This window comes from Butyrivibrio sp. WCE2006 (assembly GCF_000701985.1).
In the GTDB taxonomy this organism is placed as follows: domain Bacteria; phylum Bacillota; class Clostridia; order Lachnospirales; family Lachnospiraceae; genus Butyrivibrio.
On record NZ_JNKH01000021.1, the window covers coordinates 41,342 to 53,684 of the forward strand.

At 40.0% G+C, this 12,343-nt stretch carries 12 protein-coding genes; 9 read left to right on the top strand and 3 right to left on the bottom strand.

What is annotated here, in order from left to right; genetic code table 11:
* Positions 1–7: 7 nt before the first annotated feature.
* A complete protein-coding gene (locus tag T501_RS12945; protein WP_044915242.1) occupies positions 8–889 on the bottom strand; it encodes a helix-turn-helix transcriptional regulator in 882 nt (293 codons plus the stop codon).
* 162 nt (positions 890–1,051) lie between these two features.
* Here T501_RS12945 and T501_RS12950 point away from each other — a divergent pair, with 162 nt between their 5' ends.
* A complete protein-coding gene (locus T501_RS12950; RefSeq protein ID WP_026509761.1) occupies positions 1,052–1,273 on the top strand; it encodes a hypothetical protein in 222 nt (73 codons plus the stop codon).
* A 98-nt stretch (positions 1,274–1,371) separates the two neighbouring features.
* Positions 1,372–2,652, top strand: coding sequence for an O-acetylhomoserine aminocarboxypropyltransferase/cysteine synthase family protein (locus T501_RS12955; protein ID WP_044915243.1), 1,281 nt, complete (start codon positions 1,372–1,374; stop codon positions 2,650–2,652).
* A 101-nt stretch (positions 2,653–2,753) separates the two neighbouring features.
* Here the strand turns inward: T501_RS12955 and T501_RS12960 are convergent, their stop codons facing one another.
* On the bottom strand, positions 2,754–3,980 hold the full coding sequence (locus tag T501_RS12960; protein ID WP_044915244.1) for a ribonuclease H-like domain-containing protein: 1,227 nt from the start codon (positions 3,978–3,980) through the stop codon (positions 2,754–2,756).
* 246 nt (positions 3,981–4,226) lie between these two features.
* Between T501_RS12960 and rsxC the strand changes: the two genes are divergently transcribed.
* The 7 genes from rsxC to T501_RS12995 all read left to right on the top strand — a co-directional run bounded on the left by rsxC (position 4,227) and on the right by T501_RS12995 (position 11,296).
* Entirely contained in the window at positions 4,227–5,543 is a 1,317-nt protein-coding gene (gene rsxC / locus T501_RS12965) for an electron transport complex subunit RsxC (protein ID WP_026509764.1), read from the top strand.
* A 17-nt stretch (positions 5,544–5,560) separates the two neighbouring features.
* Positions 5,561–6,511 carry an RnfABCDGE type electron transport complex subunit D gene (locus T501_RS12970; protein ID WP_044915245.1) on the top strand — a complete coding sequence of 317 codons (951 nt, stop codon included), beginning with the start codon at positions 5,561–5,563 and terminating at the stop codon, positions 6,509–6,511.
* Entirely contained in the window at positions 6,508–7,110 is a 603-nt protein-coding gene (locus tag T501_RS12975) for an FMN-binding protein (protein ID WP_044915247.1), read from the top strand. The genes T501_RS12970 and T501_RS12975 overlap by 4 nt, the downstream gene beginning before the upstream one ends.
* A 10-nt stretch (positions 7,111–7,120) precedes the next feature.
* Positions 7,121–8,065, top strand: coding sequence for an electron transport complex subunit RsxE (rsxE, locus tag T501_RS12980; protein WP_081843156.1), 945 nt, complete (start codon positions 7,121–7,123; stop codon positions 8,063–8,065).
* A complete protein-coding gene (locus T501_RS12985; RefSeq protein WP_026509767.1) occupies positions 8,062–8,649 on the top strand; it encodes an electron transport complex protein RnfA in 588 nt (195 codons plus the stop codon). The genes rsxE and T501_RS12985 overlap by 4 nt, the downstream gene beginning before the upstream one ends.
* Positions 8,650–8,664: 15 nt before the next feature.
* Entirely contained in the window at positions 8,665–9,465 is an 801-nt protein-coding gene (locus T501_RS12990) for an RnfABCDGE type electron transport complex subunit B (protein WP_044915248.1), read from the top strand.
* A gap of 94 nt (positions 9,466–9,559) precedes the next feature.
* Positions 9,560–11,296: an AAA family ATPase gene (locus T501_RS12995; protein ID WP_050008304.1), complete on the top strand. Its 1,737-nt coding sequence runs from the start codon at positions 9,560–9,562 to the stop codon at positions 11,294–11,296.
* Positions 11,297–11,878: 582 nt separating this feature from the next.
* Here T501_RS12995 and T501_RS21350 read toward each other — a convergent pair.
* A complete protein-coding gene (locus T501_RS21350) occupies positions 11,879–12,046 on the bottom strand; it encodes a hypothetical protein (protein ID WP_155831417.1) in 168 nt (55 codons plus the stop codon).
* Positions 12,047–12,343 lie beyond the last annotated feature (297 nt).

A 12,343-nucleotide genomic window follows, 5' to 3' on the forward strand; every position in this document is an offset into this window, starting at 1 on the left:
AAGCTGATCATTGTTTATTACGCACCACCTCATTGCGATATTTTTTAGGCGAAATACCGTACTCTTTAACAAATGCTCTGTAAAATACCGAGTAATCCGTAAAACCATAAGCTGCAGCTGTGGCAGAAATATCCTGACCATTCAAAATTGCGTCTTTGCACATGGCAAGGCGCTTTTTAATTACATATTTATGTAAAGGAAGACCGTTCGTATCAGAGAACAGATGAGATATATGGAACTTGTTCACATGAAAAATATCGGCCAATTTGTCCAGCGAGAGGTCTTCGTCTATATGAGACTCGATGTATAAAATGATACTCTGATACAGTGAATCCGGTTCAGAATTGGTTATTGAAGGATTCTCTGTTTCATGAACCATTCTGTTTATTGATAACATAAAATCACTGACAGATATCAGAATCTTTGCATCTTTTCCAAATCTGTCAGAATTAATCTCATCAATGAGAGTGAACACTTTTCCCTGAATAGCATTAAACTCAATTTCAGTAAATTTATGTATGAAAAATCGACCTGATGGCTTCGTTTTGTCAGTGAGAAAAAGGTAATCCTCAGAAATATTTGAAAGTGTATGAAGAAAGTCCTCAGTTACCCAAAAGACGAATCTCTTGTAGGGAGAGTCTGAATCCAAAAGCCTTGCAAAATGGGCAGCCCCGGGTGGAATAATGATCATGGTTCCGGGAACAGGCACAAATGATTTACCGTCAATATACATAATGATATGGCCGCCCATAAAAAAATAGAACTCATAATAATCATGGGTATGAGCCTTAACATCCGGGATAGTTTTGTCATTGTAATAATAGATTTCAAAATCACGTGACAGCATATACTGTCTGGTGCTGAATTCTGTTTTCAGATTTTTTTTCATAAAATCTCCATTTTGTCTGTGGAATAAAACAATCATCAACATACAATAGCAATAATTGCAATGTATTGCAATGGATTTGATTATCAATATATAATAAAAATGACACAATTGAAAAACACTTGAAGTGACAGGCAGGTTGTCTAATAATATAGAGGTGGCGTCATGCTTGATATTTTTATTTTAATAGGAACAACAACCCTTACACTTAGTGGAATTGTAGGGGCTATAATACTAATATCCTGGCCTGAGAGACCGCAGAATATTAAAGAAATGCATCTTAAGTGGAAGATATCACTTATAGTAGAAGCAGTACTTGCGCTTGCAACACTTGTTTTCTTTATATTATCAGTGGTATTTTGGTTCATAAACGGACGTAAGTTATAGAGGAAAGTCAGCTATTACTTTTTAGATGCTAAATAAAAAATGGATTCAGTTTTTATATAAGAAATTCGATATCCAATATAAACAAGAGAGGAGACGTTATGAAAAATTACAGGATCAACACCAAGTGTGTTCAGGGAGGCTACACTCCGGGAAATGGGGAACCCAGACAGATACCGATAGTTCAGTCTACTACATTCAAATATGATACAAGTAGCGATATGGGAAAACTCTTTGATCTGGAGGCGGAAGGATATTTTTACACCAGACTTCAGAATCCCACAAATGACCATGTTGCAGCAAAAATTGCTGAACTTGAAGGAGGAACAGCAGCAATGCTCACATCTTCCGGACAGGCAGCTAATTTTTTTGCACTTTTCAATATATGCGAAGCAGGTGATCATATCGTTGCTTCAGCATCTATCTATGGAGGGACCTTCAACCTTATCTCTGTGACCATGGCAAAAATGGGCATCACAGCAACCTTCGTTGATCCTGAATGTACAGAAGAAGAGCTTAATGCAGCATTTCAGGATAACACCAGGGCAGTATTCGGCGAGACGATCGCGAACCCTGCGCTCACAGTCCTTGATATAGAGAAATTTGCAAAGGCTGCTCATTCTCACGGAGTGCCGCTTATAGTTGATAACACATTCCCCACTCCTGTGAATTGCAGACCTTTTGAATGGGGCGCTGACATAGTAACACATTCCACAACAAAGTACATGGACGGCCACGGAGCAGCAGTGGGCGGTGCCATCGTTGATTCAGGAAAGTTTGACTGGATGGCTCATGCCGACAAATATCCCGGACTTACAAAGCCTGATGAATCCTATCACGGAATCGTTTATGCAGAGAAGTTCGGAAAAGAAGGCGCTTTCATAACTAAAGCCACCTCTCAGCTTATGAGAGACCTTGGAAGCATTCAGGCACCTCAGAACGCATTTTATTTAAATCTTGGACTTGAATCACTTCATGTGCGCATGCCCCGCCATGTTGAAAATGGACTTGCTGTTGCTGAGTTTCTTGAAAAACATCCGAAAGTTGTAAATGTAAATTATCCCGGACTTAAGAGCAATAAGTACTATGACCTTGCAATGAAATATATGGGTAACGGCGGATGCGGAGTTGTATCCTTCGAGATTGAGGGTGGAAGGAAGGCAGCAGAGGAGTTCATGAGCAGATTAAAGCTCTGTGCTATCGAGACTCATGTAGCTGATGCAAGAACATGCTGCCTCAACCCTGCAACCTCAACTCACAGACAGATGTCAGATGAGCAGCTTGAAGCAGCAGGAATTCCTGCAGGACTTATAAGAATTTCCTGCGGCCTTGAAGATAAAGAAGACCTTATAGAAGATATCAGACAGGCATTGGAAGCTTGATATATTAAGTAACAAGTTCGTGAAGGGCATCGTTGGGGGCTCTGCTCAAATAAAACCTCCCGTAGCCCGGGAGGTTTTTATAATATCAGAAAGAACAAGGTTTAAGCTCGTTCAATTATATGAGCCATAACATGCACAGCGTATAAGCTCATGGCTGCGCGGCTCTTTTTCAGCTCATCGGTCAGCTCAAAAAACAGTGACTTGTCGGCATAGTCTTTTTTGAAAACCGGGGAGAATATTGCATCCCACTCAGCCAGATATTGTCCCGGTTTCCTGGTGTAGCAGGTGGAGGCAGTGGCCTGGACTCTGTGGGATTTGGGAGCAAACTGAGCAACGGATTTATGAAGCGCCTGATCTTCAGCAGGCAGATAATAGTAATCCCTGTAATTGTTGTAGAAATACTTAAGCTCAGTCTCATAAAGCGGAATTCTCAAAGTCGCTGTAGCGCCTTCCGCCTTGAAAAAGCATCCATCCGCAGACCCGCCAATGGAAGATGGAAGAGTATCAGGAAGAGATATTTTCATAAGTATCTCTTCTTTTTGTTTTCCATCAAAATCCTTGTAATAATTGGCCTGCACCTTCATTGCACGAACCGGAAGGTCAATAACTGCATCGGGAGACTCATTATCAGAGCCTTCATCTATACAAAATCCGGAACGAACCTGTGGGTATTCCGGAGCATCGGTTCTGAAAAGCACAACCTTTCTGTCTAAAAGAGCCCGGAAAAGATCATGATAGAAAAGCGCAGGAAGAAGCATGAACATTCCACGGACATCATCGGCATTGTGCAGGAGCAGAAGATTATATAACTTCTCATCCTTATTCAAAAGATAATCCTTGTAGACCTTTATCAGTTCACCTCCTGAATATACATCGGTGCGGTCTATGCCAAGGAAAAGCTCGATGGTTTTCTGTTTGCAGTCCGGAACTCCAAGAATATTTTTATATGGAGCAAGACGCTTATAAATATCTATGGATTCGCATTCTTCAAGATGATTTTTTATATGAAAACGATCACACTTAAATTCAATAAAAGGAAGATCAAATCTATTGCCGTTAAAATGGAGCAGAATATGGAAATCTTTTGCAAAGTCCATGAAAGAGAGCAGAAGATCCTCTTCCTCACCACGGCTGTCGGAAAAAAACTGCCTAAGATTCCAGGTCTCGTTTCTGTAATAAGCGCAGCCTATCAGGTAAATCAGACTGTTTTTTGGTGAAAGACCTGTTGTTTCAATGTCGATAAATAAAATATCCTCCGGAGAGTCGGATATTCTCTCAAGGGGATAGCTTTCTGCTGATTCAGTGATAATTTCATCAATAATTTTCATACAAGCACACCTCATTGATCAGTATCTGTTTTTCAAACATATTCATTTTATCATAGAAATTGTGAAAATAAATGAGTAGATTTCTTATTAAAATCTGACTAATTATTTAATTTGTAGTATAATAAAAAAGGTATTTATTCGTTTGGAATAATTACACTTATGGGGGCTTCTATTATTTTCCATTATGTAAATAATATTCTGAACAAGAAAATATGGCCTGCTATGGCTAAAAAGGAAGGGTAGGAAATGGCTAAATTAACTTTTGTGGGCGGAGTGCATCCTTACGAAGGCAAAGAACTTTCCAAGGATAAACCCATCAAGGAAATTCTGCCAAAGGGTGATCTTGTCTATCCGATATCACAGCATATCGGTGCACCTGCAAAGCCTATTGTTGAAAAGGGCGATCATGTACTGGTGGGACAGAAGATTGCAGAATCGGCAGGTTTCGTCTCAGCACCGATCTACGCATCGGTATCAGGAACAGTCAAAGGAATCGAAAAACGGAGACTGGCTACAGGTAGTATGTGTGACAGCATCATCATCGAGAATGACGGCTTGTACGAGGAAGGAGAAATGCTTCCCACGAAGCCTCTCGAAGAACTTACCACCGAGGAGAAGATCAATCTCATCAGAGAAGCCGGAGTTGTCGGAATGGGCGGTGCCGGATTCCCTACTGCGGTCAAAATGTCTCCAAAGGAACCAGAGAAAATTGAATATGTAATCGCCAATTGCTCGGAATGTGAACCTTATCTTACAAGTGACTACAGACGTATGATAGAGGATCCTGAGCTCCTTTTGAGTGGACTTAGGATTGCAGTTTCTCTTTTCCCAAATGCGAGAGGAATTCTGGCTATCGAAGACAATAAGCCTGATTGTATTGCAAAATTCCGTGAGCTCACAAAGGATGACGATAAGATCATGGTTAAGGCACTTCAGACAAAATACCCTGAAGGTGCAGAACGCATGCTGATTTATGCATGTACAAAAAGAGAGATTAATTCATCAATGCTTCCTGCTGATGCAGGCTGCATAGTTGATAATGTTGATACCTTGTGCGCCATAAGCAGAGCTGTCATAGAGGGGCGCCCGCTTATGGAGAGAATCGTTACCATCACAGGTGATGCAGTAGCAGATCCCAGAAACTATAAGGTCAGAATCGGCACAAATTACAGAGAACTACTCGATGATGCCGGCGGATTTGTTAAAGCACCTGCAAAGATTATTTCAGGTGGTCCCATGATGGGATTTGCATTATTTGACCTGGATGTTCCTACAACCAAGACGGCATCAGCTCTTACCTGTCTGACAGAGGATGCAGTTTCTGCAATGGAGCCAAGTGCCTGCATTAATTGCGCAAAGTGTGTGGATGTATGTCCTGAGAGACTAATTCCCAAAAACCTTGCTGATGATGTTGAGAATGGTCAGGAAGAAAAATTCCTTGCCGAATATGGAATGGAATGTTGCGAATGCGGATGCTGCAGCTACATTTGTCCTGCCAGAAGACAGCTCACTCAGCTGATAAAGGGTATGCGTAAAATCCAGCTTGGAAAGAGGAAGAAGTAAACGAAAGGAAAAAAACAATGAGTGATATGATGAAAGTTTCGTCAAATCCGCATGTTCGGTCCGGTGTGACAACCTCAAATATTATGATGTGGGTTGTCATAGCACTTCTTCCGGCTGCAGGCTTTGGCATTTACAATTTCGGGATAGATGCGTTGATAATACTGATTCTTTCTGTATTATCCACAGTCCTTACCGAGTTTTGTTTTGAAAAAGTTTTGAATAAAAAGATAACGGTTGGAGATTTTTCAGCGGTAGTTACAGGGCTGCTTCTTGGAATGAACCTTCCAAGCACAGCCCCCTGGTGGCTTCCCGTGATAGGCGGCATTTTTGCAATTCTTGTTGTTAAGATGCTTTTTGGAGGACTTGGACAGAATTTCATGAATCCGGCTCTGGGAGCAAGATGCTTTTTGCTTATTTCATTCCCGGCATTCATGACCAACTTCACAACAGATACTTACACATCAGCAACTCCTCTTGCAGCTCTTAAGGCAGGAGAGGAAGTATCAGTCATCGATATGATCATAGGTAAAATTCCCGGAACCATCGGTGAGACATCCATGATCGCAATCGTAGTTGGTGCCTGCATTCTGATAATGCTTGGAATTATTGATCTGAAGATTCCCGGCTCCTACATAGTTTCATTTGTGCTCTTCATTATTCTCTTTGGAGGACATGGATTAAACGGAGCTTATATCTCAGCCCAGCTTGCCGGCGGCGGTCTTATGCTCGGTGCATTCTTCATGGCTACGGACTACGTAACCTGCCCGATAACTGCAAAAGGAAAATATATTTACGGTGTTTTCCTTGGGATCCTGACCGGAATCTTCCGTGTATTTGGAGTATCGGCTGAGGGCGTATCCTATGCGATCATTATCGGTAATCTGATCGTTCCGCTCATCGAGAAGTACACAATCCCGAGAGCATTCGGTATCAGACCCGTTGAAAAGAAGGAGGAGAAAAAGGCATGACAGATATAAAAACAATGCTGAAAAATGCGCTCATTCTTTTCGTAATAACTTTAGTTGCAGGTGTTTCTCTTGGTTTCGTATATCAGGTTACAAAGGAACCTATCGCTTATCAGAACGAGCTTGCTCAGATAAAGGCTAATCAGGCTGTGTTCTCAGATGCAGCAGATTTCGAAGATGTAGCCCTTGACGAAGAGAAGAAAGCCGCAGTTCTTAGCGGAGCTGATTATGGCAAAATCGATATAGTAAGTGCTAAAAAGGCAGTTGATGCTTCAGGAAACGGACTTGGCTATGTTGTTCAGGTTTCCAGTGGCGGTTACGGAGACAAGATCGTTTTCACAGTTGGTATTACTAATGACTCAAATGTTAACGGAATTTCAATTATTTCTATAAATGAAACTCCTGGACTTGGAATGAATGCTGAGAAGGTTATCGTTCCTCAGTTTGAAGGAAAACCGGCCGCACAGTTTTCAGTAACTAAAAATGATCCGGCATCTGACAGTGAGATAGAAGCTATTTCAGGTGCAACGATCACATCAAAGGCTATAACATTTGGCGTAAATGCAGCAGTGCAGTATTTCGAGTCTGCACTTGCAAATTAAGGAGGTTCGTATGAGTGAAGAGAATAAAGGAGCTTTAGGCTTCAAACAGGACACTCCTGCGGAGCGCTTCCTGAATGGACTTATAGTTGAGAACCCCACACTGGTTCTTATGATTGGTATGTGTCCTACACTTGCGGTTACGACATCTGCGATCAACGGTGTTACCATGGGACTTGCTACAACCTTCGTACTTGCCCTTAGTAATGCAGTTATTTCACTTTTAAGAAAAGTGATTCCTGACACCGTTCGTATTCCTGCTTTCATCGTTGTTATTGCATCCTTTGTTACATTGGTTCAGCTTGTGATGCAGGCCTACGTGCCGGTGATGTATGCGGCTCTTGGTGTTTACATTCCGCTTATCGTTGTTAACTGTATCATCTTCGGTAGAGCAGAGGCATACGCTTCAAAGCATAATGTGATTCCTTCCTTCTTCGATGGAATCGGCATGGGACTTGGCTTTACCTGTGCTATTACTGTTATCGGACTTTTCAGAGAACTCATCGGCGGCGGCACAATGTTCGATGTTCAGATTTTTGGTGAAGGCTCTGTAGTACCGGGACCTGTGGGATATTTCTTTAGCCTGTATCAGCCTATAAGAATATTCATACAGCAGGCAGGGGCATTTATCGTACTTGCAGTACTGATTGCCATAATGAACCAGGTTAAGTTCAATATGGAAAAGAAGGGCAAGGACACATCCAAGTTTGGTGTTGGCGGATGCTGCAGCGACGTTGAGATCAAGGATCCCAAGAAGGTTAAGGAAGAACTTCTTGCAAAAGAAAAGGCAGCAAAGCTTGAGACAAAGCCTGAGACAATAAAGCCCAGTGATATAAAGGCTCCTGAAAAAGAAAAGGTAATATCAGGACTTGAACAAATCAAGACTACAACAGCACAGGCTAATACAAATGCATCTATAAAAGAAGTAGTAACACCGGGAGAGGAGGATAAGAAATGACAGACACTATAATCGGACTTTTATCCATAATGATAACTGCCTCTCTTGTAAATAACGTAGTCCTGAGTCAGTTCCTTGGACTTTGTCCTTTCCTTGGAGTTTCAAGAAAGACAGATACTGCCTTTGGTATGGGCATGGCGTGCGTGTTCGTTATATCATTGGCTTCACTTGTAACAAATGCAATTTATAAGTTTATACTTTCACCACTTGATCTTTCATTTTTGCAGACTATTGTTTTCATAATGGTTATTGCTATGCTGGTTCAGTTCGTGGAAATGTTTCTTAAGAAGTTTGTTGTATCACTTTATCAGTCACTTGGTGTGTATCTTCCTTTGATAACAACAAACTGTGCAGTGCTCGGTGTTGCTCTTAACAACGTAACCGATGGCTACAATCTTCTTGAGAGTACAATCTGCGGTTTTGCGACAGCTGTTGGCTTCACTATCGCAATAGTAATCCTTGCCGGTATTCGTGAGAAGATCCAGTTTAACGACATTCCAAGACCTTTCAAAGGAATGCCCACTGTACTTCTTGCAGCAGGACTTATGGCAATAGCATTTACAGGATTTTCAACACTTAGGTAAATATCAAAGGAGAAAATTATGATTAGTGGTGTACTCATTGCTACGGCAGTGGTCGCAGGAGTAGGTATTCTTATCGGAATAATCCTTGGCGTTGCTGACATGAAACTGCACGTAGATGTTGATGAGAAAGAACAGGCTATATTGGAAGCACTTCCAGGTAACAACTGTGGTGGATGCGGATTCCCGGGATGTTCAGGTTGTGCAGCTGCAATAGCAAAGGGCGAGGCGCCTGTAAGTCAGTGTCCTGTCGGAGGACCTCCGGTTGCAGCAAAGATCTCAGAAATCATGGGAGTAGATGCAGGTGATGCAAAGCGCATGGTTGCTTATGTTCACTGCGGAGGCGATTGCGAGCAGGCTACTCAGAGATACGAGTACTACGGCGCAGATGATTGCCGTGTGATCAACCAGGTTCCGGGCGCAGGCCCTAAGACTTGTACCTTCGGATGCCTTGGCGGCGGCAGTTGTGTAAGTGTGTGTCAGTTTGATGCGATTCATATAGTAAACGGAATCGCTGTAGTCGACAAAGAAGCTTGTAAGGCCTGCGGCCAGTGTGTGAACATCTGTCCCAGACATCTTATTGATCTTATACCTTACGATGCGACAGAATCAGTTCGCTGCAAATCTCAGGATATGGGCCAGGCAGTCAACAAGTACTGTAAGGTCGGCTGTATCGCCTGCCACATCTGTGAGAAGAATTGTCCTTCCGGTGCCATCACCGTAGAGAACAACGTCGCAACCATCGATCAGGACAAGTGCACACACTGCGGCCTCTGCGCACAGAAGTGCCCGAAGAAAGCTATTCAGGTTGTGGGCTGAGTGGATTATAATAGTAATTTATATAGTGGGAAGTGGGAAGCCTGGGCTTCCCACTTCCCACTATTGTGATATAATAATGTCAGGAGGATATATTATGACATCAAAAGAAGCAGCAGATAAATGGAATATTTCTAAAAGGCAGGTCAATTCTCTCTGCGCGCAGGGGAAAATAGTAGGCGCAAAAATGGAGAAAGGAAGATGGATTATTCCTGACAATTATACCTATGTACCCGGAGTTGTAAGTGAAACTATAGATAATTCAGTCAGAACACGAAAATATTTAAATATTGGAAACGATGGATTTTCAACAATAAGAAATGGTAATTATATTGATAAATCAGGCCTCATTTCATTTATGAATGGGTGTTTGTCCACGCCACAAAAACTCGTTTGTGTCAGTAGACCAAGGCGTTTTGGAAAATCTTATGGTGCTAAAATGCTTTGTGCATATTACTGCAATGATTGCGATTCATATGATCTTTTTGCCGATCTGATAGTGGCTAAAGATAAATCATTTGAAAAACACATAAATAACCATGATGTCATTTATCTGGACATGACTTATTTCATATCAGTTGTTGATAAGAGCAGTGAGTTAATAGACAGTATGGAACGGGATGTCATCGAAGACCTTTCATATGATTTTCCTGAGGTGCGCAATGAACAAAACCTTGTTAATGCTTTTAGCAAATTAGTAGCATTAACAGGAAGGAAACTCATACTCATCATAGATGAATGGGATGCGCCATTTAGAGAGTATAAAGGGAATTCTGTTATTTTGGAAAAATATATCAAGCTATTAAGATCTCTTTTTAAGAGCAGTTTCACTGATCTTTTGTTTGATGGCGTTTATATGACAGGAATTTTACCTATAAAAAAATATGGACACGAATCTGCGATGAGCGATTTTTATGAATACAGTATGGTGGAACCAAGACCATTACAGGAATACATCGGATTTACAGAGCAGGAAGTGAAAAAATTATGTGAACAAAATTCAATGGATTACCAGGCTCTTAAGCGTTGGTATGATGGTTATCGTGTCGGAGATGAACATATATTTAATCCGAAGTCTGTTATGGAATCGATGCTGCGGAAAAAGCTTAGTAATTATTGGACTAAGACAGAAACTTATGAATCTCTCAGAGATTATATAGATATGAATTTTGATGGACTAAAGGATGCGGTCATAGATATGATTGGTGGAAATAGAATAAAGGTTGACACTAATTCATTTCAAAATGATCTTACATCTATGGAGAGCAGAGATGATGTTTTAACACTTCTTATACATTTGGGGTATCTTACCTTCGATGAAGATTCAGAAATGGTATCTATTCCTAATGATGAGATTAAAAGTGAATTTATCAGAGCTGTGAAAAATGGTAATAGAAAAGAACTAATGAAGGCAGTACAGCAGTCAGATCGCCTTCTTAGGGCAACCTGGGATAAGGATTGCGAAGTAGTTGCCGGTATCATAGAAGATATGCATATGGATGAAATTGCACCTGATTTTTACAATAACGAGCAGGCACTGAGAAGTGTTATAAAAATGGCTTATATAAGTGCAGTGGATTATTACACTAAAATAGAAGAGCTTCCGACAGGAAAAGGCTATGCGGATATAGTATTTTGGCCTAAGAAGGATGTTAAATGTCCAGCGCTTATAGTTGAACTAAAGTGGGATAAAACAGTAGATAAAGCGACTAAGCAGATATTTGAGAAACAGTATGGAAGAGCTTTGAAAGAATATAATGGTGATATCCTATTTATTGGGATTAATTACGATAGCAAAAGTAAGAAACATGAGTGTGAGATAGTAGCATTGTAAGGAACTGAATTTTTAAAGCCAATAAAATGAGTTACACTTTTGAGGGTGAAAAAGTGTAACTCATTTTCTATTATGTGCTTTTTGAGGATGATTTGAACATGAAATGAACTTTATGAGGGATATTGATATCTTCGGATTAAACTTAAAGATTTGAATTAAAGTTGCAATTATTATGCTTTTTTCTTAAATCCGAAAATATGTAGCGAAATAACCCAAGCAATAGTTGATTGATCTGGTACTGGCATCCATTCAAGAAGATATATAAAACAAAGATCACTCTTACATGAGGCTTCTATGTTTAAGCGGAGCGTTTTCAATACACTTTTGGCCTACTGAAATTATGAGATATACGTAAAAGATAGTTTATGAATTCTGCCTTATATGCAGAAAAGAGCTACTAGAGCTAATCATCTAATTCGACATCATCCTCTTTAATTATCTAATATAACAAATCATAGATACCTGGTGCAGATAGTAGCAAGCTTTATTTATTAAAAAGAGCGATGTAATATTGGTTAAAATTATCAAAATAAAAATTTGTGAAAATACAACTAAAATATCATAAAAATTGAGAATCATTTTTTATATCATTAGGATTGATAAAATTATTAAATTATTAATATGAAGATTACCGCCGGGTGCGTCCATTAAACGCTTTCTTCTTGCTGTAATTTCTCTATCTAGTTGCTGCTTTCGTTCTGCTAATTCTTGCGTAAAATCAAATTTTGGAAGTAAATTATCAATATTCATGTTTCTACATCTTATTCATCTAAATGATGATTATCATAATTCCTTTCTTTCAAAATGCATCTTCATTCGAAAATAAATTCTATATATGTGAAAGTTATATACTGAATGCATATAAGTTTCTAGAATAGAAACGTTAAATATATAAACATAATTTAAAAATAATGTCAATCAGAAAAAATGAATCTGATAATATGAATAACTGAAGTAACTTGTAAAACTAAATTCCACCCCTTTAACACACGACATGGAACTTACTAATTCCAAACTCGGGTATGGAATTTACTAATTCTTATTGAT

Bases quoted from the DNA above. Each gene is read 5' to 3' on its own strand.
- T501_RS12945 (WP_044915242.1), bottom strand. From the start codon at position 889: ATGAAAAAAAATCTGAAAACAGAATTCAGCACCAGACAGTATATGCTG.
- T501_RS12950 (WP_026509761.1), top strand. From the start codon at position 1,052: ATGCTTGATATTTTTATTTTAATAGGAACAACAACCCTTACACTTAGT.
- T501_RS12955 (WP_044915243.1), top strand. From the start codon at position 1,372: ATGAAAAATTACAGGATCAACACCAAGTGTGTTCAGGGAGGCTACACT.
- T501_RS12960 (WP_044915244.1), bottom strand. From the start codon at position 3,980: ATGAAAATTATTGATGAAATTATCACTGAATCAGCAGAAAGCTATCCC.
- rsxC (WP_026509764.1), top strand. From the start codon at position 4,227: ATGGCTAAATTAACTTTTGTGGGCGGAGTGCATCCTTACGAAGGCAAA.
- T501_RS12970 (WP_044915245.1), top strand. From the start codon at position 5,561: ATGAGTGATATGATGAAAGTTTCGTCAAATCCGCATGTTCGGTCCGGT.
- T501_RS12975 (WP_044915247.1), top strand. From the start codon at position 6,508: ATGACAGATATAAAAACAATGCTGAAAAATGCGCTCATTCTTTTCGTA.
- rsxE (WP_081843156.1), top strand. From the start codon at position 7,121: ATGAGTGAAGAGAATAAAGGAGCTTTAGGCTTCAAACAGGACACTCCT.
- T501_RS12985 (WP_026509767.1), top strand. From the start codon at position 8,062: ATGACAGACACTATAATCGGACTTTTATCCATAATGATAACTGCCTCT.
- T501_RS12995 (WP_050008304.1), top strand. From the start codon at position 9,560: ATGACATCAAAAGAAGCAGCAGATAAATGGAATATTTCTAAAAGGCAG.
- T501_RS21350 (WP_155831417.1), bottom strand. From the start codon at position 12,046: ATGAATATTGATAATTTACTTCCAAAATTTGATTTTACGCAAGAATTA.